Below are 21,081 nucleotides of genomic sequence, written 5' to 3' on the forward strand. Positions count from 1 at the left end.
TCGCGGACCCAGGTTTCACCACCCCTTCACCCCGGTTTCGCGCCACTTCCCCCGTGAAGCCGGTTGGTGAGCGTCAACACGGAATGGGAATGCGCAGGGAAGGCAGATCGGGGGAGTCCGGGGTGGCGAAGGCGTCGGTGAGCATTGTCGAGACGGTGTAGAGGTGCCACAGGACGTCCATCCGGGAGTCCGGCAGCCGCGCCACCTCGGCCGCGTTGACGATGTTCGCGAGTTCCCCGTGCTTGTCGATGACGGCCGCGCGCAGCAGGCCGGTCAGTTCCGGCGAGGGCTTCGTCCGCCAGTTCCAGGGTTTTCCGGCAGGAGTGGTCACGACGGCGGCTCGGGAGCGGAGCCGGTCCCACAGGCTGGGGCGTTGCTCCTTGGTGAACCGCCATGGGCGGCCCTCAAGGGGAATGCCACGCAACGAGGGCGCGAAGGCGTTGATCACGCCGTGGATGAGCGCCTCCGAGCGTCGCCATAGCGGGTCGATGCCGAGCGCGGTCCCGACGACCAGGTTGTCGAGGAACGGCGGGACCGGATTCTGGCCGCGCAGCAACGACGCGCGGGAGGCGGCGTGCCAGCGGCCCACGCGATAGGTCAGATACAGCCGGTCCAGAGCGCCGGGGCCGTCCAGATCCCGCCAGGGAGAGGCCAGAGTCCGGGCGTGCTGTCTGCCCTGGTCGGTCAGCAGGTCGGCGTTCCTGCTGAAAAGACCGTCGATCCGCCGCCTGACGGCCCTGTCGTCCAGGTCGTCCTGGTTGTGCAGGAACCCGCCCCGCAGAATCTCCCCGCCGTGTCCGGACATGCGAGGCGTGGGGTCGAACCGTACGGCGCCCGGAATGTTCTCGTAGGCCGAGATCATCCCCTCGCAGGCGAACAGCACATTGTGGCCGCGAACGTGGGGATGTGGAATGACCAGTTCCGTACCGTCGTCGGACCGCTTCGGCCGGGCGACGCTGTGCCGTACACCAAGGGCCTGGGCGACACGCCCGGCGAGCACCACGTCGGGGCTGTCGTCATGTCCCGAGGTGGCCGTCACGAACGGAATGTCCGCCCTGTGCAGCAGCGCGGCGAGGAGACGGCTGTCGCGGCCACCGGTGAGCGACAGCCGTACCGGCTCGACGGTGTCCCGCAGGGGCCGCACGGCGGCGAGCAGTGCGTCGGCGAGTTCGTCGACCTGGGCCCGCGCCGCACGCTTCGAGGCCGGCGTGGCGCGCGCCTCGGGGAGGGGGATCTCGGTGACGGTACGGCGCCCGCCCACGACACCGATCTCGGCGGCCGGGGGCAGCGCGCCAACCCCGTGGAAGGGCGTCTCGTCCGACAGGAAGTAGCCCGCCCGCACCATCGACTCAAGGGCGGCCAGGTCCCAGACGATCCCGGGGCGGCTCGACGACGTCTCGGCGGCCCTGGCGACGAGGTGGACGAGCAGCGCGCGACTGCCGATGACGTGGACGTCCGGCGTCTCGGCGTGGAAGACGGGGCACGCCCGGGTGAACCCCGTGGCCGCCCTCACTTCCGTCTCGGAGGCCCGGAAGACAGAGAAGACCCCGCCCGTGCGGGTGACGGTCTCTCCGAGGTGGGGTACGGCCAGCAGCCGGGCCACGTCGGCGGGCTCGGCCAGGTGCCCGGTGAGGCCCGCTACCCGGCCGTCGCCGGAGCACATGAGCGGCAACCCGTGCCCCTCGGGCTCGTTCGACCAGGAGAGCAACGCCGTGTCCCCGGTCGCCGAGCGCCATTCGTCCGAGGTCACGGTCGCGACGGGCACCGGGAAGGCACGGGAGATCGCCTGCCGCGCCGCGTCGAACACCACGGACGGCAGCGGAACGCCCGTCCGTCTGCCGACAACCACCAGATGAACACGCAAGGCGACCTCCCCGCTTGGCGACCCACACCGTTACTCCGCCGATGCCCGGGTTCGCCTTCACGAGGGCCGACGACGGCGGAACTGTCGTGGCCGCGTGCTGGAATGCCTGGACGAAGGGATGGTGTTCGTGGCCGAGTTGCTGGAGAGCGTGATTCTTGGCGTCAGCGAGGCGTTCTACGTGATGGACGGAGAGATCCTCGAAGGCAATCAGTCCCCGGGGCCTGGTTCGTGGGGCGAGGAGATCAGCCCGCCGGGGCAGGACTGGCTCGACGTCGGCTCCAGCAGCATCACTCTCTGGGGTTCCACGTCAGCCGAGGGGCGTTACATCCGGTTCGAGCTGTGGGACGGACCGCCCGCTGACTCCCCCTGGCCGAGGACCTGGGAGGGTGATCTTCTCCTGACCTCAGGGAAACTCCACGTCGTGCCGTTCAGCGATGTCGCGTTCCATTCGCTCCTCTTCGACGTGGGGCGAGGAGGAGAGGTCTGGCGGGTCCGGATGCGGACGAAGCTCGTCGAGAACGACCATGAGCCGGATTTTCCCCCCGGCATCTACCGGGTGGATCTGTACGTCATGCAGGTGTGGACATCATCCGGGCAGGTCAGTCGCCTTTCCGCTTGATGTTCCAGCGGCGGCGGAGGTGTTCGATGCCGAGGTGGAAGGCGGCGATGGTGGGGAGGGTGTAGAAGGCCGAGCCCCAGCCCTGGGAGAGGTGGATGTTGATCGCGGCGAAGGCCAGTACGGCGCCGAGGGGCCACCAGGTGCGGTGGTTGGAGGCGAGCATCCAGCACGCGGCCCTCAGCAGCAGGGTGCCGAGGTCGTAGAGCCTCATGTGCACGGCGGCGAGGACCAGGCCCAGGCCGTACCGGAAAGGGTGCGGGGACGTCTCGACGGCGACCTGCCAGTCTTCGGCCTGCCACCGCCGGGCACGGCCACCGATGCGCAGGGCGAGGTTCAGCGTGAGGGACAGGCGCACCCTGTCCCAGATCGTCAGGACGTCGAGGTTGATGACGATGACGGAGCCACCGGCGAACAGTGACAGCCCGGCGAAGGCGAGACCGGTTCCCAGTTCGCCCGTATCCAGCCCGGCGTAGACGCTGAAGGAGAGGAAGACGAAGGTCAGGAAGATGCCGATGCCGATGACCCCGCGGCGGTCGCGGTCGCTGAGTTCGGCGGGTTCCGGGGAGTCGGGGTCGAACCATGCCACTATGCCGTTCGGGTCGTCGATCACTGACCGGCCCTCCTCGGGTTCCACGACCACAGGGGGGTACGGCCCCGCCGGTCCTGCCGAAGGGTGGCGTACTCCTGGCGGCCGGTGCCGGACAGGATGTAGAGGCGCCGGCGGGGCCGGTCCTCGGGGACGCCCGTCTCCCAGGAGCCGGTGATCCATCCGGCCTTCTCCAGGCGTTCGAGCAGGGGATAGATCGTGCCGGGGCCGAGCCCGGTCTCCTCGGTGATGCGGTATCCCCACAGCGGCTCTTCGGGATCGACGGCCATGAACAGGTCCAGGACGAGCCGTGTGGTCGTGGTCAGCCGGATCTTCGGCGGCGGATCGGTCATCGAACACCCCCTATATCGATGACGATACAACCGCCGTGCCCCGAGCGCTCCGAGAACGCCCGGGACCGGGCTCATGCGGTAAAAATCAGCAGAAGACCGCCCCTACCACCTCGCGCTGTCCCCAGGTGTAGTTGAACTGGAGGAGCTGCCCGGGGGACACGCACTCGGTGCGGTAGCCGTACAGCCACGCGTCCACCTGGGGGTTGGGGTGTTTGACACGGTAGGAGAAGGCGTACTGGCCGTCTCCGCCGCTGCAGTAGTACCAGGCGGTTCCGCCCGTTCCGGTGGGGTTGAGGGTGCCTCCGCTGCATCCGGTCGGCTGGGCCTGGGCGGGGGCGGCGAAGATCGTGGTGGTGAAGAGCGCGGTGGCGGCGAAGAGGGACGCGGCCAGGGCCGCGGCGTGCTTTCCGGTGTGCATCTGCTGGCCTCCAGCAGGTAGAAGGGGGGCGCACTGTTAAGAAAGCTTCCTAAAAGGAAGATAGACGCACCCCGCCCGCCGTCAAGGCCCGGAAACGCACACATGAGGGAGACCATGGAATCGCCCGTGGACGACGACCGGAAGCCCCGGTTCGAGAACCTCTACCTCCGGTTGGGCGGCTGCATCAGTTCAGGTGGGTCATGGCGGTCTGCACGTTGGCGGGCAGTGGAGCGGTGGAGTCGAGGACGAGGCGGTCCTCGTCCCAGGAGCCGAAGGCCGTACGGCGTGCCTCCACGGACGCCCAGGTCGGCTCGGCGAAGCCGTCGATGTCCCGCTGACGGCCTTCCAGCCGTCGCCGATGCAGGGCACGATCGGAGCAGATCACTTCGATGTAGCGCAACGCGACGCTTCGGCGGTGGGCGAGGTCGCGCCATTGCTCCCGTGCCTCCCGCGCACCGTTCACCGCATCGACGATGACCGTCTGACCGAGCGCGAGAGTGTCGGAGGCAAGCGCCTCCACGACGACGTAGGCCGCCAGTCCAGTCGGCTGGCCACGGTCGATTCCCGCTCGCCACATCGCGGCCTCCACCGGATCGACCGACAGCACCGGAGCCGGAAGCAAACGGCCCAGCTCCTGGGCGATGGAACTTTTGCCGACGCCAGGTAAGCCGCTCATCACGATCAACATGCTCGGAACCCTGTCACACGGGCCAGACGGGTTTCCGCGTCGCCTCGTGTGGGGGGACGCGGAAACCCGTCGGTGTTCAGGTGCTAGAAACGGTTCGCGTGTTCGGTCGTCCACTGGGTGAACGTGCGGGCCGGGCGGCCGATGATCCGGGGGACCGTGTCGTCCACGGTTCTGGACGAGTCGTTGGATTCGGCGTACCAGCCGACGACGTATTCGGCGTCGGCCTGGGACACTCCGGTGGCCGTCAGCCTGTCGATCGCCTGTTCGTGGGTTATCCGCTCGAAGGTGAGGTCGCGGCCGAGTGCCCGGGACAGGATCGCGAGTCGCTCGCTCGGGGTGAGCGACTCGGGGCCGGTGAGGTTGTAGGCCTGTCCCGCGTGGCCGTCGTCGAGCAGTGCGACGGCTGCCACGGCCCCGATGTCGGCCTCGTGCACCAGGGCGCTGGGGAGGTCGTACGGTTCCCGGACGACTCCTTCGGCTCGGATCGAATCGGCCCAGGTCAGGGTGTTGGACATGAACTCCTGTGCTTCCAGACGCGTCCATTCCACACCCGAGTCCGCCACCGCCTGCTCGACCGGGCCGACCCAGCCGCCCCACAGCACGGTGAGGCGCCGGACGCCCGCGGCGACCGCCCGCCGGACCAGCTCGGGCCCGACCTCGGCGAGTCCGGGCGTCACCGTGATGTGCAGCCGGTCGACGCCGTGGAGCGCGGTGTCCAACGTCTCCGGGGCGTTGTGCGTACCGGTCACCGGCTCCACTCCGGCTGGAAACCTCGCCGCCGGGTTTCTTGTCAGGGCCCGCACCCGTTCTCCTCGGCGGACCAGCTCCGCCACGACGTGTCGGCCGGTGTTCCCGGTGGCACCTGTCACCAAGGTCGTCACAGTCGAATTCCTTTGCTTGATAAGTCGCTGTCAGCTTGCGGGGTACAGGTCGGCGTTGTCCTGGTCGGAGACCAGTTGGGCACGCGAGCCGGGGAGCCTGAGGGCGGCCAGGACGGCGGTCAGCATGACGGCGCCCAGGACGTAGACGGCGACGCGCATTCCCTCCGCGGTGGCGGCGGCCACGGCCTGCCCTTCGATGCCGTGGTTGGCGACGGCCACGAGCGCCGCCAGGCCCACGGCGGTTCCGACCTGCAACGCGGTCGAGGCCACCCCGGAGGCCAGGCCCTGTTCGTCCGCGGAGACACCGGTTCCGGCGGCGATCCACATGGCCTCGTAGGTGATGCCCATGCCCAGACCGATGACGACGACCCCGGCCAGCACGGTGAGGAAGGATCCCTGCGCGTGCATGCCGGGAGCGAGGAGCACGGCACCGACGGCGTTGGCGACGATGCCGATGATCAGCGTGTTCCGGGTGCCGAGGCGGTGGATCAGCCGTTCGCTGAGGAGGTTACCCGTCGTGATCGACAGGGTCGGGCCGAGGAACGCCAGCCCGGTCTCCAGGGCGCTGAAGCCGAGGACGTTCTGGAAATACAGCGTCAGGAAGTACGGCACGGCCTGCATGGCCAGTCCGAAGATGAGGATGACCACGACCGCCCCGCTGAGCGCGCGGTTGCGGAACAGCCGCAGCGGCATCAGCGGTGTCCGGCCACGGGCCTGAAGACGCAGGAACGTGGCCAGCAGGACCACCGCGAGAACTGCCGCGACGATCACCTCGGCCCGTGCCCAGCCGACCTCGGAGCCGTGTGCCACCGCGAAGATCAACAGTGTGATGCCCGCCGTACCGGTCAGAGCTCCGGGCACGTCGATGCCTCCTCCGGTGGCGGAGCCGTCGGGAGGCAGCAGGCTGAAGGCGGCGACGGCGCCTATGGCGGCCAGCGGGACGTTGACGTAGAACACGGCCTGCCAGCCCAGGGCCTGGGTGAGCACCCCACCGGCCAGCGCGCCCGCCGTGAGCCCACCGGCGCCCGCCATGGCCCAGATCGTCAGGGCGCGGTTGCGCTCCCTGCCCTCGGCGAAGGTGGTGTTGACCAGGGCAAGCACCGCCGGGAACAGCACGGCTCCCGCGAGTCCCTGCAGGGCACGCGCGGCAAGCAACACCGTCGGTGCCGTGGCCAGGCCGCCCAGCACGGAGGCCACGCCGTACAGCACCATGCCGAGCACGAACATCCGCCGACGTCCGACCAGGTCGGACAGGCGGCCGCCGAACAGTAGGAAGCCTCCGTAGAGGACGGCGTACGCGGTGATCACCCACTGCAGGGTGTGCGGGGTGAAGCCGACATCGGCCGCGATGTCGGGCAGAGCCACATAGATGATGGTGAAGTCGAGACTGATGATCAGGTGCCCGAGCGCGAGCAGCGCGAGGCTCCACCCCGGCCGCCTGCTGGCCGGGGGTTGGGTTGCGGACATGGGTGTGCCTTTCGTCCATATGTGGTTCGTTGGCCTGTCATGGCTGCACCGGAACCGGCGGACACTTGTTGGCACACCCCTTGAGGGCGCTGGGGTGGGCGGCGCTCGGGCTCGGCCCGTCCGGTCCGATCATCGCCCCTCCCCTCCTATGCGTTCTGCGCTGTTTTGTATGACTCTGCCGTCTGTCGTTGTTCACGACATCGGACATCGGGGGGGACCTTGGACCTAGGACCATCGGGCGGGGGTCCTGACAGGCCAACGGCGACCCTCACATCTGGGCGGCGGAGGCTCGGGTGGGCCAGAGGCGGGTGAGCTGGAGGAGGCTCGTGCCGAACATCAGGGCGCCCAGGGGGACGTGCAGGGTCGTCAGGTGCGCGATGCCCAGTGCCACCTGCGCGGAGGTGATCACCAGGAATCCGGCCGCGTACAGGATGGGCCCGGGGGAACCGCCGCCCGGCCGCCATGCCAGGATCGCGACGACCAGGTGCAACACCGCCACGACGAACACCGTGTAGGCCCCGGCGCTGTGCAGGGGGCCGTTGGTGGGCGAGGACAGCAGCAACCCCGCGGTGATCGTCTGGATGAAGACGGTCACGGTCAGCAGGACGCTCGCGGCGCGCAGGAACTTCGTGGGCATGGCGGGGTCTCCCTTCCTTTGAGGCTTTTGGTAGTCCGACGAGGCAGTCGCCCAGAATGTGAGGTATCGCAGTTCGATGGGCTGTCTTGTCGGTCTGGTGAGGGGAGGGGAGCACGATGACCACGCCGTCTGATCCCGGTCTGAGCGCGATCATGAGTGAGCGGCGCCAGTTGATCAATCTGGCGTACCGGCTGCTCGGTTCGCTGGCCGACGCCGAGGATGTCGTGCAGGAGACGTACGTCCGGTGGTACGCCATGTCCCGGGAGCAGCAGGAGGAGATCGTGTCTCCCGGTGCCTGGCTGACGAGGGTGGCCAGCCGGATCTGCCTGGACCTGCTCGGCTCGGCGCGGGTACGGCGTGAGCGTTATGTGGGCGAATGGGTCCCGGAGCCGTTGCCGGATCGTACGGAATGGGGCGGTGTTGGCGATCCGGTCGATCGGGTCACGCTCGACGAGTCGGTCAACATGGCCTTCCTGGTCGTGCTGGAGTCGATGACCCCGGCCGAGCGGGTCGCGTTCGTCCTGCACGACGTCTTCCGCTACCCCTTCGGGGAAGTGGCCGAGATCGTCGGCCGTACCCCCGCCGCCTGCCGCCAACTGGCCACCTCCGCCCGGCGCCGCATCCGCGCGGCGCGGGCCTCCACGGCTCCGACGGGGCTGCGGGCCGGGCTCGTCAGGGACTTCAAGCAGGCGTGGGAGGCCAAGGACATCGGCGCCCTCGTCGGCCTCCTCGACCCCGACGCCACGATGGTCGCCGACGGTGGCGGCCAGGCCAGCACGGCGCTCCGTCCAATCGAGGGCAGCGAGCAGATCGCCCGTTACGTCATCGCCATCGCCGACCTGGTCCCCGGTCTGACGATTCTGGAGCGTACGGTGAACGGCCAGCCCGGCCTGGTGGCGCAGCGGGACGGCGTCACCGTGACGGTGGCGGCGTTCGACGCTTCAGGCGACCGAATCAGGCAAATCTGGGTGGTCCGGAATCCGGAAAAACTCTGGCCCTGGACGGAATAGCATTCGTTTTCAGTGAGCACGGTCGCGCGTTCCCAAACTTTAAAGTTTCTTAAGCCAAGAAGGCGTGCACGTTATAACTGTGGCGTGGATGGACAAAGACGGCCCGGATGGGCTTCTCTATCTTGAGACGGGAAACTGGCTGATCATTTCGGCGCCTACGACGGCGCTGGGCAGACTTCCTTTCGGAGAGCGACCGGGGGCATACTCCCTGATCCTCAAGCTCTCCGACCGGGGCCGGTCGGCCAGTGGCGTGCGTGTTTCCATGCCGTTGGCCGCTTTCGAGAAACCCGGCAGGCAGGCCAGGAACGGTACGGGACAAGGAGAGAAATGTTTGGCATCGGCGCCACGGAAGCGATCGTCCTGCTGATTTTCATCCTGATGGCCGTGGGAGTCGTCCTGGGCATGACGGCGATCGTGAGGCTGGTCGTGAAAGGACGGCGGGAGAAGGAGTAGCGGCCTGAAAGGCCATTTTCCCGCCGGGTTTGTTTCGGGAGCCGTGGGATCGCCTCTCGGGGCCGAGGCTCCTGGCGCGGGCTCTCCGGCCGTGACGCCGGGGCCCGCCGTACGCCCGTGCCTACCCCGGGTCGCCCGCAATTACGAAACATGTGTTGCGTAATCGGGGTGCGAGGGGTAGCTTCTGTTTCGCAACAAGGGTTTCGGAAATGAGGGGTCGCCATGGCGCCGCGCGGACGGCCACGTGACACGCAGGTGGACGAGCGGGTGCTCCGCATCGCCGCCGCGTTGATCTTCGAGCGCGGGTACGGCGGGCTGTCCATCGACGAGGTGGCCGAGCAGGCGGGCGTGGCCAAGACCACGCTGTACCGCCGCTGGCCGACCAAGGACCACCTGGCCGTCGCGGTGGTTGCCCGCCTCCAGGCCGACGACGAGATCACCGACACCGGCGACATCCGGGCCGACCTCGTCGACTATCTGGAGAAGATCGCCGCCGCGCTCAACCGGATGCGCGCCGCGGGCGGACACAGGGGCCCGTCTGCGGGAACCGTCGGCGAACTCGTGGCCGCCGCGGCCCGGCACGAGGACATCGGCCACCTGACCCGCGAGCAGTACGCAAAACGCAACACCCTCGCACTCGCCCTGATCGAACGCGCCCGCCTACGCGGCGAACTGCGCGCCGACCTCGATGCCGAGGCGCTGTTCGACCAGCTCGCCGGAGCCCTCTACTACCGAGTAATGATCACAGGCGCACCGGTTGACCGAGCCTACGCGGAGCGGCTCGTATCCTGCGCGCTCGAAGGGAACATGACATGTCGCTGATCGTGGAAACCGCCGTCGTTCGGGAGATCGACGCCGAGACCATCATCTCGCCCACCGCCACGGGACGGCTGCTGCTCGACTCCAGCGACACCGGCGGCGCGCTGAGCACCCTCAGGATGACCCTCACCGAGGGCGCCGACGGCGCCGTGCCCCACCACCACGCCACCTCGACCGAGCTGTTCTACATCCTGGACGGCAAGGCCCGCGTCCTGGCGGGCGAGGAGATCGTGACACTGGAGGCGGGAGACGTGGCGGCCGTGCCCCCGATGACCCCGCACGCCTTCGCCGCCGCCCCCGGCCACACCGCCGACCTCCTCATCATCGTCGCGCCCGGTATCGAGCGCTTCGAGTACTTCCGGCTGCTCGACCGCCTGCGCAGGGGCGAGGCCACGCTTGAGGAACTGCTGGCCTCCCAGGAGCTGTACGACAACCACTTCCTCGACAGCCCCACCTGGACCCGCGACCGCCAGGCCTCCTGATCGGGGCTCACGGGCGGGCGAGATAGGCCGTCTTAGCGTCGGGCGAGAAACCGCATGCCCTGTAGAACGCGTGCGTGGCGGGATCGCGCGAGCCCGTCATGAGCATGACCTTGTAGCACCCCGAGTCCCACGCGGCCCGAAGCGCACCGGCCATGACCCGCCTGCCCAGCCCGGCGCCCCGCAGACTCTCCTCGACGACGACATTCTCAATGACCCCGTACGGCGAGGCCGAGCGCGTGAGGTTCGGGATCACGTTCAGATACGCCGTGGCGACCACGGCCCCGTCGGCTTCGAGCACGAACAGCTGCAGACCGGGCGATTCGAGGATCCGCGCGAAGGCCGCCACGTCGGATCCGTCGCTCAACACCGGATCCCCCGGCTGCAACTGCCGATAGAGCCGCATGACGTCAACGAAGTCATCGGCTTCGGCCTCACGAAAGAAAACCACAACCGCAGGCTAACGCCTACGTCCAGAATTTTCGCCGTGTTTTGGCCGGTATTTCGGGTGGCGTCTGATTTGGTGATAGGGCGACAACTGTGATTCTGGTCGACACCTCTTCTGCCAGGGGTCCCGCGACTTCGGGTTGGGAAAGGCCCATTGATCTCACCGAGAGTTGTGGTCCGGTCGCTGGGATGTCCAGCCTGCCTGATTCCAACTGAAAGCCGCTGAAAACGTCGGCAACCTCGCTGAAGGGCGGGTAGGCTGACCGAACACCGAAGAAGCTGCCGGTTTCTCCCTGTGACGGGATTAAACGGCAGCTTTCTTGGTGTCCTGAGGCTTCCGGGCAGAGAGGGCGCATGACCGAGACCTTGAGCAGGAGGAACTCCTTAGGAGGAGCGAACGTCCCGGAAAAGGGCCTGGTTGGAGCTCGGTCGAGGGCCCCTCTTTTTTTCGTCACGGTTCTCTCCGCCCTGCTCTACTCCGCGTACTCTCTCGTATCATTTGCGAGGTTCAGGGCGGGCGCCTACGATCTGGTGATCTTCGATCAGGCGGTACGGTCGTATTCGCGCCTGGGGCCGCCGGTGGCCATCGTCAAAGGTGTCCACAATGATTTCGGCGCGCAGTTCTCGGTGCTGGGGGACCACTGGTCGCCCATCCTCGCCGTGCTCTCCCCGTTCTACCGGATCCATGACGGGCCGGAGACGCTGCTCGTCCTGCAGGCGATCCTGCTGGCGTCGGCGATACCGTTCCTGTGGAAGTACGCCTTCCGGGCGTTCAGCGCCAGCCCGATGGTTTCCGAGCGTGGTGCCGAGCGCATGGCGTACTGCGTCGCCATCGCCTACGCGATCTCCTGGCCTGTCGCGGAGACCGTCGCCTTCGACTTCCACGAGGCCGCCTTCGTCCCGCTGCTGACGGCTGTCCTCCTTGAGCGTCACCAGGCGAACAGGAAGTGGCACGTCCTGGTGGTGGCCTTCCTGATCCTCCAGGTCAAGGAGGACATGGGACTCCTCGTGGCCGGTCTGGGGCTGTTCTTCATGACCAGGAAAGGGGACCGCGCCTTCGGGGCGCTTTTCGTACTGATGGGCGCGGCGGCGACCTACCTGTGCACCCAGGTCCTCATTCCACATTTCGGCGGCCGATCGGACTACTACTGGGCCTACTCGGGGTTGGGGCACAACTTCAGAGAGGCCGCCCTGCACGCTCTGACGCATCCGTTCGATGCCCTGGCGCTGCTCGCCACGCCTCCCGTCAAGGTTCAGACGGTGATTCTGCTCCTCGCCCCGCTTCTGTTCGCGTCGGTCATGTCGCCCATCACGATCTCCGTCGTTCCCCTGGTGATGGAGCGGATGCTCTCAAGCTCCTTCCCGAACTGGTGGGATTCGAAGTACCACTACAACGCCTTCATCGTGATGGTGATATTCGTCGGGGGAGTCGACGGATATCGAAGGCTGACGGCCCTCATGCCGATTTCCAGGGGCCCCGGACGACTCGGCCGCGCGGTTCTATGGTGGCCTTCCCTGGTCCTTCTGGTCAGTATCGCGATGATTCCCTTCTTCGCATTCGGAAGGTTCTTTAGCGCGGACTTCTACGCTTCGACGCCCAGAACCGAGGCAGCCGCCGTGGCAGTGGCGGCCGTTCCCGACGATGCCCTGGTCGAAGCCGCGAACAACGTCGCCCCCGCACTTTCGAGCCGGACCCGGACGTTGTTGTGGGACAGAACCGTACGCTGGGCGCCCTGGGTGATCGCGGACGTCCAGAAAAGGGTTTTTCCGTTCCTGTCACTCGACGAGCAGACCGCGCGGGTCACCTTTCTGCTCAGAAACGGCTACAGAGTCGTTTTCTCATCGGCCGGTTACATCGTTCTGGCCCGAACCGGGAACTGACCATCCGGTGAGGATGACCAGGCGCTGAGTTGCTCGGGTCATGGCGACGTAGCGGTCCACGGCGCCCTCTGTGCCTTCGCCGTACCTCTCGGGATCGACGAGGACGACCAGGTCGAACTCCAGGCCCTTGGCCAGTTCTGGGGTGAGGGAGCGGATTCGGGGGGTTTCCTGGAAGGTGGGGTGGCCGATGACGCAGGCGACTCCTTCGGCGTGCTCGGTGAGCCAGGTGTCGAGGATCGTGTCCAGGTCGGAGACGGGGCCGTGCAGGACGGGGATACCGCTGGTGCGGATGGACGTCGGCACGTTGGCGTCCGGGAGGACGGCCCGGATGACCGGTTCGGCCTCGGCCATGACCTCCTCGGGGGTGCGGTAGTTGACGCTCAGGGCGGCCAGGGTGATCTGGTCGAGCCCGACGCGTTCGAGCCGTTCCTGCCACGACTCGGTGAAGCCGTGCCTGGCCTGGGCGCGGTCGCCGACGATGGTGAAGCTGCGGGACGGGCAGCGCGACAGCAGCATCTGCCACTCGGCGTCGGTCAGCTCCTGGGCCTCGTCCACGACGATGTGCGCGAACGGCCCGGCCAGCGGGTCGGACTCGGCGCCGGGGAGCACGGTCTCGTCGACCAGGGAGTTGCGCATGTCCTCCCCGCGCAGCATCGTCACCAGCCCCTCGCCGTCAGGGTCGGCCTCGATCAGGTTGTCCACGACCCGCGACATGCGTTCGCGCTGGGCGGCGATGGCGGCCGCCTGCCGACGCCTGTGCCGCGCCGCCTCGGGGTCGCCGAGCCGTTGGCGTGCCGCGTCCAGGAGCGGCAGGTCGGAAACCGTCCAGGCCTGGGCGTTCTCGCGCTGGAGCCTGCGGATGTCGTCGCGACTGAGCCAGGGGGCGCACAACCGTAGGTAGGCGGGCACCGTCCAGAGGTCCCCGACGAGGTCGGTCGCCTCAAGCAGCGGCCACGCGCGGTTGAAGGCCGTCACCAGCTCCCGGTTGCGCGTCAGCGACCTGCGGAGCAGGTGGGCGGGAGCCTCCTCGTCGCCGTGCTTGTCCACCAGGATCGTGAGCAGCTCGTCCCAGATCTGGCCGCGCGCCTCGTTGTGCGGGGTCCCGGGATCCGGTACGGCGAACGCCTCGGCCCAGTCGTCGGGACCCAGCCAGATGTCCGACCAGTGGGTCGTGACCGTCATCCCCTCGGTCGGCGGGTTCTCGTAGAACCTGACGGCCTTGTCGATCGCCCTCACCAGGTCGGCGGACGACTTCAGCCTCGCCACCTCGGGATCGGCCTCGACCGCCGCCGCACCTCCCTCGGGGACGAGGTCACGCAGGGTGCACAGCCGTACGCCCTCCTCGCCGAGGCTCGGCAGGACGTCGGCGACATAGGCGAGGTACGGCTGGTGCGGACCGACGAACAGCACACCGCCCCGGTTGTGCCCGAGCCGGGGATCGGAGTAGAGGAGATAGGCCGAGCGGTGCAGCGCGACGACCGTCTTGCCCGTGCCGGGACCGCCGTCCACGACGAGGGCGCCACGGGAGCCCGCGCGGATGATGGCGTCCTGGTCGGCCTGGATGGTGCCGAGCACGTCCCGCATCCTGGCCGACCGGTTGCTCCCCAGGCTGGCGATGAAGGCCGACTGGTCGTCGAGCGCGGCGTGCCCCTCGAACCCCTCCTGGGTGAAGACCTCGTCCCAGTAGTCACTGATCCGGCCCCGGGTCCAGCGATACCTGCGGCGGCTCGCGAGCCCCATCGGGTTGGCGTGGGTGGCGCCGAAGAACGGTTCCGCCGCCGGGGAACGCCAGTCGAGCAGCAGCCGACGCCCCTCGCTGTCGGTGAGACCGAGCCGCCCGATGTAGACGGGTTCGGGGTCGTCCTGCCCGACCATGTGCCCGAGGCACAGGTCCAGACCGAAGCGGCGCAGGGTGCGCAGGCGGGCGGTCAACTGGTGGACCTGCATGTCCCGGTCCATCGCCTGGCGTCCCGCGCCTCCCGGCGCCCTGAGCTCGGCGTCGAGACGGTCGGACAGGTCGGCGATCGACAGTTCGAGGCTCTCGGCGATGGCCGCGAAGTGCCGTTCGTCACGGGCGATCAGCGCCGGGTCGGCCTTGGCGGCGAGACGCTCGGGCAGGTCGAACGCGCTGGTGCTCCGGGAGTTCACGTCTGTTCCGATCTGAGGGCCTTTGGCGGTGCGGCGGTTGGAGAGATCGGAGGCGTTGGTGCTCCGGGAGTTCACGTCGTTTCCGATCTGGCAGGTGGGGCGGTCGGTGCTGGTGCTCCGGGAGGCCGGGTGGCGGCTGGCGAGGCCGGACGTGCTGGGCGGTTCCGGATGGTTCACGGCCTCTGCCCACCGATCACGTTCCCGCCACTCAAGCCTTTGTCGCTCATGTTCCCGCCGCTCGTGTTTTCGCTGCTCATATTCCCGCTGGTCGCGTTCCCGCTGTTCGTGCTCTCGCCGGACGTGTCCCCACCGATCATGTCGAGCAGCAGTTGGGCGGCGACCGCCGTACCGTCAACGCGGATCGCACCGGCCACCGCCGTCGCCCGCGCCCGCGTCCCGGAGGTCAGCGCGCTCCCGAGCGCGGCCGACAGGGACTCCGCGGTCGGGACCGGACCGTCATGTGCCACGCCGATGCCCAGCTCGGCCACCCTGCCCGCCCAGTACGGCTGGTCCGCCGCCTGGGGTACGACCACCTGGGGCGTACCGGCTCTGGTGGCCGTGGTTGTGGTGCCCGCGCCGCCGTGGTGCACGACGGCGGCGACCCGGCCGAACAGCGCCTGCTGGTTGACCTCGCCGACGACGAAACAGTCGTCCCGGCCGTCGATCGGGTCCAGGTCGGCCCAGCCACGGGCGACGATCACCCGGTGCCCCTGGGCACGGACCGCCTCCACGACCGCCTTCGCCACGTTTTCCGCGGCGTGCATGAGCATGCTGCCGAAACCCACGTAGACCGGTGGCGTACCCGCATCGAGGAACGTCGTCAGCTCGGCCGGGAGCGGGCGTTCGTCGGGCAGGATCCACGCGCCGGTCTGCACGACGTCGCGCTCCGGCGTCTCCCGCCACGGGTCCAGGACCGGGTCCGTCGCCAGCCACGGCCGCTCGCCGACCACGTAACCGCGGACGTCGTCAACCGGTGGCAGCCCGGCCGACACCCGGTTGACGTTGAGCGCCTCGCCGAACAGGGCGTTGATGCTCTCGGCGTCCAGGTCCCACAACACCCGCCTGTCGGTCACCCCCGGTGGGAACGGCCTGCCCGGATAGGCCAGCGGCGCGTGGTACGGCGAAGGCAGGGTGACCTGCTGGAAGGTCACGGAGACCGAGGGGACGCCCAGCCTCTCGGCCACCGACAGCGCGCCCGCGGCGGCGGGCATCATGCCGGTCGCCACCAGCGCGTCACACCCCTCGGCCGCCTCGGTGAGCACGTCGAACTGACCGGCAATCACCTCGGCCGCGCGCTGGGGCAGGCCACCTCCCGACTGTGGCGCCGTGGCTGCCAGCGCACGGGCCGACCGGCCGACCGGCACCAGTGGCACGCCGACCCCGGCCAGCCGTCGCGCGAAGTCCTCGTCCGGCGGCGCGCACACCCGGACCTCCACATCGAGCTCCCGTAGCCGCACCGCGAGCGCCACCAGTGGTTCGACGTCCCCGCGCGAGCCGTACGTCGACAACACCACACGCATTCCGCGTCCCCCGTTTTCGCAGATCCTGGCCTCGGCCGACGATTCTGCGCCATCCCCGGGGCCTTGTGGCAAGCCCCCCTGTGCGCTATACGTTAAGAGTGGAAAGGGGCGAAGGCCCCGTTTTTCGTTCCCGGGTCGGGGCTCTAGACCGAGGGCGGAGATTTGAGCAGCGACGCCGCCTCCGGAAGATAGCCGCCGCGGCGTTGCCGTAGTCCGTATGCCGCGATGCGGACCAGATCGACGATCACTCCGGCGCCGCCGCTGGGGTCGTGCACCTTCAGTTTCAGGTCCAGGCTGACCGACGTCCCGCCCCACGCCTGAGCCTCGATGTTGATGTGCGCAACCTTGTGCGACCCCAGGTGCGGCAGGTATCCGAGCGGGGCCAGCTCCACCCGGCCCGCCGTGTTCAGGGCGTTGAGCTTGGACTCCATCTTGGTGTTGTCGTTCTCGACCAGGTTGCGGAAGTCCTCGGTGCCGCCCAGATTGACCTGGTAAGAGCTGGTCAGGGTGAGACCGCGCTCCTCCAGCAGCCGCAGCAGGGCGTGGTGCACGACCGAGGTGCCGAACTGGCTGGCCAGGTCGTCCCCCAGCAGGGGCAGCCCGGCCGCGACGAACCGGTCAAGCCATCGTGGGTCGCGGGCCACCGTGTCCGAGGTGATGTTGACGAACGCCGCGCCCGCCCGCAGCGCCGCCTCGGCGTAGGCGCTCGCCGTCTCCTGCCTGCCGCTGGGCGCCGCGTAGAGCACCACCTCGGCCCCGGCGAGGTCCTCGGCCACCCGCTCAATCTCGGTGGCGTCGGTGAGGCCGCGCCGTACCGTAACGCCTGATGGTGGCAGGTCGTCGGTGATCCGCGGGAAGTTGTTGGGCGGCGCGAAGATCGCCTCGCTGAGGTCCTTCCCGACCTTCTCCGGCGACATGGCGAACGCCGTCACGACGTCGATGTCACCGACGCCCATCCCGCCGAGCTCCGGATGACGGACCCCGACCAGGCTCCCCGTGCTCTGACACAGAGCCATCCCCTGGACCAGCGCGGACACGTTATTCCCGACGCCGACAAGTGCGACTTTCGCCCGCTTGATCACAATTTCAGGGTACGGCAGCGCTGTCCCAGACGGTGTCACGCCTTGTTCAGGTAGGTGAGGACGGCCTGGACTCGGCGGTTGTGGTGGTCGTCATTGTTGATGCCTAGCTTGTCGAACATCGTGGTTGTGTATTTGCTGATGGCGCTCTCGCTGAGGAACAGGCGTTGGCCGATTGCCTGGTTGGACAGGCCCTCGGCCATGAGGGCGAGGACCGCGTGTTCGCGTTCGGTGAGGCCGTCGAGCCGTCTGTTCGAGGAGCCGCTGGAGAGCAGTTTGGTGATGACGGCCGGGTCCATGGCGGTTCCGCCCCTGGCGACGCGTTCCAGGGCGTCGGCGAACTGGTCGGCGTCGAACACGCTCTCCTTGAGGAGATAGCCGACACCCCCGGCGCCGTCGGCCAGGAGTTCGCGGGCGTAGAGCTGCTCGACGTGCTGGGAGAGGATCAGAACCGGCAGTCCGGGCACCTCGCGGCGGGCGGCGAGGGCCGCCTTCAGGCCCTCGTCCGACTGGGTGGGCGGCATGCGGACATCGACGACGGAGACGTCAGGCCGCCACTTCAGCAGCGCGTCGAGCGTCTCGGGGCCGGTCGTCGCCGTCGCCACCACCTCGTGCCCGTACGCCGCGAGGAGGCGGATCATCCCGTCACGCAGGAGGTAGAGGTCCTCGGCTACAACGATTCGCATGGCACCATCATCCTCACGTGGGTCGGGCCGCCCTTCGGACTGGTGACCTCCAGGGTGCCGTCGAAGACGGCAAGGCGGCGGCGCAGGCCGTCGAGGCCGCCTCCGGTCCGCATGTCGGCCCCGCCCCGGCCGTCGTCCTCGACCTCGACGACGACGCCGGTCTCGTCCCGGACGACGGAGACGTGTGCCCGGGTCGCGCGGGCGTGCTTGGCCGCGTTGGTGAGCAGTTCGGCGACCCCGAAGTACAGGGCGGACTCGATCGGCGGATCCAGGTTCAGCCGTTCTTCGGCGCTGACCGCCGTTTCGAGCTGACTGTCCAGGGCGAGGGCGCGGACGGCGTCCACGAGCCCCCGCTCGGTCAGCACCGGTGGGTTGATGCCCCTGACCAGGTCGCGCAGCTCGGTCAGGGACGTGGCGGCACCGGCCCGCGCCTCCCGCAGCAGCTCGGCGGCCTGGTCGGGGTCGGTCCGCATCAGCCTCTCCACGGTCGCCAGCGACATCCCGAGCGCGACCAGGCGTGCCTGCGCCCCGTCGTGCAGGTCCCGCTCGATCCTGCGGATCTCGGCGGCCTGCGCGACCGTGGTGTCCGCGCGCTGGGCCGTCAGCTCGTCGATCCGCTCGCCCAGCGCCATCGCGGGCGAGGGCCTCAGGAAGCGGGCCGCCACCGGCTCGATGATCCTCCAGGCGTACGGCGCGCAGCCCACGGCCACGACCGCGCAGAGCACCCCGGCGAGACGCGCGACGGGCGACGGCTGGAGGAGGCCGAGGACCGCTCCCGCGACCCCGGCCGGGGGGACGGCGGCGACCACGCCCGCGGTGAACGGAATGATCCCCACGAACCGCAGGTCACGCCGGTTCGCGGGGTCACTCCACCGCAGCCGCCACCTCTGGTCCATGAGGGCGTCGCGGCTGGTGCGCTCGTAGGAGTGGCCGTTCCACCAGTAGCCGGTGGACAGCCGCGTCACCGGCCCCGGCTCCCGGTAGCCACCGGGGATGACGGTCCCCGTCCACTTCTCGACGAGGGAGCGGACCATCTGGCAGACCGGGCGGATCAGGGCGATCGTGCCGATGGACGCCCACAGGAACGGGACGATCCACGACCACCGGTCTCCGTGCCACCACCAGATCCACAGCACCACGCCCGCCGCCCACACGGCCGGGACCAGCAGGCTGACGCCCGTCACGACGCACGCCCGTACGAACCCGACACCCGCCCGCGCCAACCACGAACCCCGCCAACCCATGACTTTTCCTTCTTTTCCTCCGGTGCTCTCACTGTGCACCGTGCGGGGTGCGCGAGGGAGTGGGCCTGACCCCACTCCCTCGTACGTCCAGACCGATACTAGGTTTACGGCCGTGCCGGACGGTTCATGGGACTCTGCTTGGCGGGAAGGGCGGGCTCCTCGTCGGTCCAGGCGATGGAGTCGATCGCCGTGTAGATCTCGTACTGTCTGCCGTGGTAGGTGTAGGTCGACTCGGAGGCGAGCGGCTGTCCCGTCGCGGTGTCCAGCACGAACCGGGTCCGTAGGGCGGGCCCCTCCTGGAAGCTGACCGCCTGACCGGTACGGCCGAGCGGGTCGGTGACCTTGCCCAGGGCCGTCACCCCCGGCAGTGCGGCGCACATGCGGTAGACCGCGGCCCGCACCTCGGGGGAGACGGGGAAGTTCGTGACGAGCTGCGTGCCGACCCCGTAGAGCTCGGCGTTCATGTCGATCGGCTCGGAACTGTAGCCCTTGGTGATGACCTTCTCCAGGTAGGCCCGTATCCCCTCGGGGGTCGTCGGCAGCGCGTTCAGCGTCTCCGGGGTCATGGGGACGCCGAGCAGCGTCAGTGACTTGCCGGTGTCGTCCCACAGGGCGTGACGCTCACCCGGCTCGGCGCTGAGCGTGCTTTCCGGGTCGTGATAGGTCCAGCTCCGGGGGGATCCCGCGGCCCGCCAGGCCTTCTCGTCCTTGGGCGTCGCCGGGGCGGCTCCCTGCTCCTGCCTGATCAGCCACACGCGCCCACCCGGCGTCCGTGGGGCCCAGGTCTCGACCGAGGTGGTCTCCTGCAGGACGTAGCGGTTGTCGGGAGTGCCGTGCTGCATGCCGTTGACGGCTTTGCGCACCCAGTACTTCCCGGTCGCGGGCGTCCTGGAGGTCGAGTCCGCGGCGGCGAGGAAGACGTCCCTGGCCGACAGCGTCGTCACGGAGTGTCCCGGCGCCGGGGCCGGGGTCTCCGGCGACGCGAGCACGATGGCCGCGGTGGCCGCGACACCGAGCAGGCCCGCGCCGAGCGCGGTCCACCGAGCAGCCCGTACGGCCCTGCGGATCCTGCCGACCGTGGGTTCTCGACGAGTGGACTCCTGGAAGGCGGCGGTGAGAAGTGCCCTGCCTTCGGCGACCACCTCGGGCGTGGGCGGCGGCACCGACATCAGCGTGCGGATCTGGGCGAGGTCATCCATCCGATGCTCCGATCAAGGGGTTGACGCCGCCGAGGGCGGCTCGCAGCTTCTTGCGGACGCGGTTGAGCCGCGATCCGACGGTTCCCGTCGGGACGCCGAGGGCGTGCGCGATCTCCTCGTAGCTGAGGTCGGCCAGCGCGAGGAGCAGCAGCACGTCACGGTCGCTCTCCGGCATCGCCTCAAGGGCGGTCGCGAGCGGCCCCCGCACGCCCGCGGCGGTGAGCCGTCCGGCCACCAGCTCCTCGTGCCCGGCGTCGATCCCGTCGTCCGCCGACACCCGGCGCAGGGCGCGCAGGTGGCGTGCCTCCTGGCCACGGTGGTGGGCGACGAGGTTCGTCGCGATGCCGTACAGCCAGCCGCGAGCCGTACCCCGTGCGGGGTCGAAGCCGTCGCGCCCGCGGAAGGCCGCCAGGAAGACCTCCGCCGTCAGGTCGTCGGCAGTCTGGGTGCCCAGCCTTCCCGCGACATAGCGGTGGATGTCTGGAAAGTAGCGGTCGTAGAGCACCGCGAACCGTTCGGGGAAGCGCAGGGACTCCTCGATCGCGAGGGCGTCCTCGGTCTCCCGGGAAGGGGCGCTGACCTTCACGTCCTCACCCCCACCGG

Annotated in this window: 22 protein-coding genes; 6 read left to right on the forward strand and 16 right to left on the reverse strand. The window is 68.9% G+C overall.

Features of this window, described 5'->3' with window-relative positions; all coding sequences use genetic code 11:
- Nucleotides 1–73 precede the first annotated feature (73 nt).
- Nucleotides 74–1,864, reverse strand: a complete 1,791-nt coding sequence (locus FHS44_RS21925) for an asparagine synthase-related protein (RefSeq protein ID WP_184717505.1) — start codon at nucleotides 1,862–1,864, stop codon at nucleotides 74–76.
- 127 nt (nucleotides 1,865–1,991) lie between these two features.
- On the opposite strand from FHS44_RS21925, the gene FHS44_RS21930 reads away from it, so the two are divergent.
- A complete protein-coding gene (locus FHS44_RS21930; RefSeq protein ID WP_184717507.1) occupies nucleotides 1,992–2,483 on the forward strand; it encodes a hypothetical protein in 492 nt (163 codons plus the stop codon).
- Here FHS44_RS21930 and FHS44_RS21935 read toward each other — a convergent pair.
- The 7 genes from FHS44_RS21935 to FHS44_RS21965 form a co-directional block, all read right to left on the reverse strand.
- Nucleotides 2,464–3,093 carry a hypothetical protein gene (locus FHS44_RS21935; protein ID WP_184717509.1) on the reverse strand — a complete coding sequence of 210 codons (630 nt, stop codon included), beginning with the start codon at nucleotides 3,091–3,093 and terminating at the stop codon, nucleotides 2,464–2,466. The genes FHS44_RS21930 and FHS44_RS21935 overlap by 20 nt on opposite strands.
- Nucleotides 3,090–3,422 carry a PadR family transcriptional regulator gene (locus FHS44_RS21940; RefSeq protein WP_184717511.1) on the reverse strand — a complete coding sequence of 111 codons (333 nt, stop codon included), beginning with the start codon at nucleotides 3,420–3,422 and terminating at the stop codon, nucleotides 3,090–3,092. The genes FHS44_RS21935 and FHS44_RS21940 overlap by 4 nt, the downstream gene beginning before the upstream one ends.
- An 85-nt stretch (nucleotides 3,423–3,507) precedes the next feature.
- Entirely contained in the window at nucleotides 3,508–3,840 is a 333-nt protein-coding gene (locus tag FHS44_RS21945; protein ID WP_184717513.1) for a hypothetical protein, read from the reverse strand.
- 184 nt (nucleotides 3,841–4,024) lie between these two features.
- Nucleotides 4,025–4,528 carry a P-loop nucleotide/nucleoside kinase family protein gene (locus tag FHS44_RS21950; protein ID WP_184717515.1) on the reverse strand — a complete coding sequence of 168 codons (504 nt, stop codon included), beginning with the start codon at nucleotides 4,526–4,528 and terminating at the stop codon, nucleotides 4,025–4,027.
- Between the two features lie 83 nt (nucleotides 4,529–4,611).
- A complete protein-coding gene (locus tag FHS44_RS21955; RefSeq protein WP_184717517.1) occupies nucleotides 4,612–5,409 on the reverse strand; it encodes an NmrA family NAD(P)-binding protein in 798 nt (265 codons plus the stop codon).
- Nucleotides 5,410–5,439: 30 nt separating this feature from the next.
- Nucleotides 5,440–6,876: an MFS transporter gene (locus tag FHS44_RS21960; RefSeq protein WP_184717519.1), complete on the reverse strand. Its 1,437-nt coding sequence runs from the start codon at nucleotides 6,874–6,876 to the stop codon at nucleotides 5,440–5,442.
- 268 nt (nucleotides 6,877–7,144) lie between these two features.
- Nucleotides 7,145–7,513 carry a hypothetical protein gene (locus FHS44_RS21965; protein WP_184717521.1) on the reverse strand — a complete coding sequence of 123 codons (369 nt, stop codon included), beginning with the start codon at nucleotides 7,511–7,513 and terminating at the stop codon, nucleotides 7,145–7,147.
- A 116-nt stretch (nucleotides 7,514–7,629) separates the two neighbouring features.
- On the opposite strand from FHS44_RS21965, the gene sigJ reads away from it, so the two are divergent.
- The 4 genes from sigJ (at nucleotide 7,630) to FHS44_RS21980 (ending at nucleotide 10,277) form a co-directional block, all read left to right on the forward strand.
- Nucleotides 7,630–8,523 (forward strand): RNA polymerase sigma factor SigJ, encoded by an 894-nt coding sequence (gene sigJ / locus FHS44_RS21970; protein WP_184717523.1) that lies wholly within the window; start codon nucleotides 7,630–7,632, stop codon nucleotides 8,521–8,523.
- Between the two features lie 327 nt (nucleotides 8,524–8,850).
- The gene (locus FHS44_RS41840; RefSeq protein WP_281401530.1) at nucleotides 8,851–8,976 is read left to right on the forward strand and encodes a hypothetical protein; all 126 of its coding nucleotides are present in this window, start codon (nucleotides 8,851–8,853) and stop codon (nucleotides 8,974–8,976) included.
- Nucleotides 8,977–9,198: 222 nt separating this feature from the next.
- Entirely contained in the window at nucleotides 9,199–9,798 is a 600-nt protein-coding gene (locus tag FHS44_RS21975; protein WP_184717525.1) for a TetR/AcrR family transcriptional regulator, read from the forward strand.
- Complete coding sequence (locus tag FHS44_RS21980) at nucleotides 9,789–10,277, forward strand: cupin domain-containing protein (RefSeq protein ID WP_184717527.1); 489 nt, start codon at nucleotides 9,789–9,791, stop codon at nucleotides 10,275–10,277. The genes FHS44_RS21975 and FHS44_RS21980 overlap by 10 nt, the downstream gene beginning before the upstream one ends.
- 7 nt (nucleotides 10,278–10,284) lie before the next feature.
- Here the strand turns inward: FHS44_RS21980 and FHS44_RS21985 are convergent, their stop codons facing one another.
- The gene (locus tag FHS44_RS21985; RefSeq protein ID WP_221461114.1) at nucleotides 10,285–10,725 is read right to left on the reverse strand and encodes a GNAT family N-acetyltransferase; all 441 of its coding nucleotides are present in this window, start codon (nucleotides 10,723–10,725) and stop codon (nucleotides 10,285–10,287) included.
- Between the two features lie 350 nt (nucleotides 10,726–11,075).
- On the opposite strand from FHS44_RS21985, the gene FHS44_RS21990 reads away from it, so the two are divergent.
- On the forward strand, nucleotides 11,076–12,602 hold the full coding sequence (locus FHS44_RS21990; RefSeq protein WP_184717529.1) for a DUF2079 domain-containing protein: 1,527 nt from the start codon (nucleotides 11,076–11,078) through the stop codon (nucleotides 12,600–12,602).
- Here FHS44_RS21990 and helR read toward each other — a convergent pair.
- The 7 genes from helR to FHS44_RS22025 form a co-directional block, all read right to left on the reverse strand.
- Nucleotides 12,561–14,750 (reverse strand): RNA polymerase recycling motor ATPase HelR, encoded by a 2,190-nt coding sequence (gene helR, locus FHS44_RS21995; RefSeq protein WP_184717531.1) that lies wholly within the window; start codon nucleotides 14,748–14,750, stop codon nucleotides 12,561–12,563. The two genes, FHS44_RS21990 and helR, sit on opposite strands and share 42 nt — an antisense overlap.
- Nucleotides 14,751–14,923: 173 nt before the next feature.
- Nucleotides 14,924–16,270: a glycosyltransferase gene (locus tag FHS44_RS22000; RefSeq protein WP_184717533.1), complete on the reverse strand. Its 1,347-nt coding sequence runs from the start codon at nucleotides 16,268–16,270 to the stop codon at nucleotides 14,924–14,926.
- Nucleotides 16,271–16,413: 143 nt separating this feature from the next.
- Nucleotides 16,414–17,307, reverse strand: coding sequence for a hypothetical protein (locus tag FHS44_RS22005; protein ID WP_221461115.1), 894 nt, complete (start codon nucleotides 17,305–17,307; stop codon nucleotides 16,414–16,416).
- 80 nt (nucleotides 17,308–17,387) lie between these two features.
- Entirely contained in the window at nucleotides 17,388–18,035 is a 648-nt protein-coding gene (locus FHS44_RS22010) for a response regulator transcription factor (RefSeq protein WP_184717537.1), read from the reverse strand.
- On the reverse strand, nucleotides 18,020–19,279 hold the full coding sequence (locus FHS44_RS22015; RefSeq protein WP_184717539.1) for a sensor histidine kinase: 1,260 nt from the start codon (nucleotides 19,277–19,279) through the stop codon (nucleotides 18,020–18,022). Before FHS44_RS22015 ends, FHS44_RS22010 begins: the two co-directional genes overlap by 16 nt.
- A gap of 104 nt (nucleotides 19,280–19,383) precedes the next feature.
- Nucleotides 19,384–20,478, reverse strand: coding sequence for a CU044_5270 family protein (locus FHS44_RS22020; RefSeq protein WP_184717541.1), 1,095 nt, complete (start codon nucleotides 20,476–20,478; stop codon nucleotides 19,384–19,386).
- Nucleotides 20,471–21,064, reverse strand: a complete 594-nt coding sequence (locus tag FHS44_RS22025) for an RNA polymerase sigma factor (RefSeq protein WP_184717543.1) — start codon at nucleotides 21,062–21,064, stop codon at nucleotides 20,471–20,473. Before FHS44_RS22025 ends, FHS44_RS22020 begins: the two co-directional genes overlap by 8 nt.
- Nucleotides 21,065–21,081 lie beyond the last annotated feature (17 nt).

It is taken from the genome of Streptosporangium saharense, from assembly GCF_014203715.1.
Taxonomy (GTDB): Bacteria; Actinomycetota; Actinomycetes; order Streptosporangiales; family Streptosporangiaceae; genus Streptosporangium; species Streptosporangium saharense.

Bases quoted from the DNA above. Each gene is read 5' to 3' on its own strand.
- FHS44_RS22010 (WP_184717537.1), bottom strand. From the start codon at position 18,035: ATGCGAATCGTTGTAGCCGAGGACCTCTACCTCCTGCGTGACGGGATG.
- FHS44_RS21990 (WP_184717529.1), top strand. From the start codon at position 11,076: ATGACCGAGACCTTGAGCAGGAGGAACTCCTTAGGAGGAGCGAACGTC.
- FHS44_RS41840 (WP_281401530.1), top strand. From the start codon at position 8,851: ATGTTTGGCATCGGCGCCACGGAAGCGATCGTCCTGCTGATTTTCATC.
- FHS44_RS22015 (WP_184717539.1), bottom strand. From the start codon at position 19,279: ATGGGTTGGCGGGGTTCGTGGTTGGCGCGGGCGGGTGTCGGGTTCGTA.
- sigJ (WP_184717523.1), top strand. From the start codon at position 7,630: ATGACCACGCCGTCTGATCCCGGTCTGAGCGCGATCATGAGTGAGCGG.
- FHS44_RS21950 (WP_184717515.1), bottom strand. From the start codon at position 4,528: ATGTTGATCGTGATGAGCGGCTTACCTGGCGTCGGCAAAAGTTCCATC.
- FHS44_RS21980 (WP_184717527.1), top strand. From the start codon at position 9,789: ATGTCGCTGATCGTGGAAACCGCCGTCGTTCGGGAGATCGACGCCGAG.
- FHS44_RS21965 (WP_184717521.1), bottom strand. From the start codon at position 7,513: ATGCCCACGAAGTTCCTGCGCGCCGCGAGCGTCCTGCTGACCGTGACC.
- FHS44_RS22020 (WP_184717541.1), bottom strand. From the start codon at position 20,478: ATGGATGACCTCGCCCAGATCCGCACGCTGATGTCGGTGCCGCCGCCC.
- FHS44_RS21960 (WP_184717519.1), bottom strand. From the start codon at position 6,876: ATGTCCGCAACCCAACCCCCGGCCAGCAGGCGGCCGGGGTGGAGCCTC.
- FHS44_RS21940 (WP_184717511.1), bottom strand. From the start codon at position 3,422: ATGACCGATCCGCCGCCGAAGATCCGGCTGACCACGACCACACGGCTC.
- FHS44_RS22000 (WP_184717533.1), bottom strand. From the start codon at position 16,270: ATGCGTGTGGTGTTGTCGACGTACGGCTCGCGCGGGGACGTCGAACCA.
- FHS44_RS21975 (WP_184717525.1), top strand. From the start codon at position 9,199: ATGGCGCCGCGCGGACGGCCACGTGACACGCAGGTGGACGAGCGGGTG.
- FHS44_RS21945 (WP_184717513.1), bottom strand. From the start codon at position 3,840: ATGCACACCGGAAAGCACGCCGCGGCCCTGGCCGCGTCCCTCTTCGCC.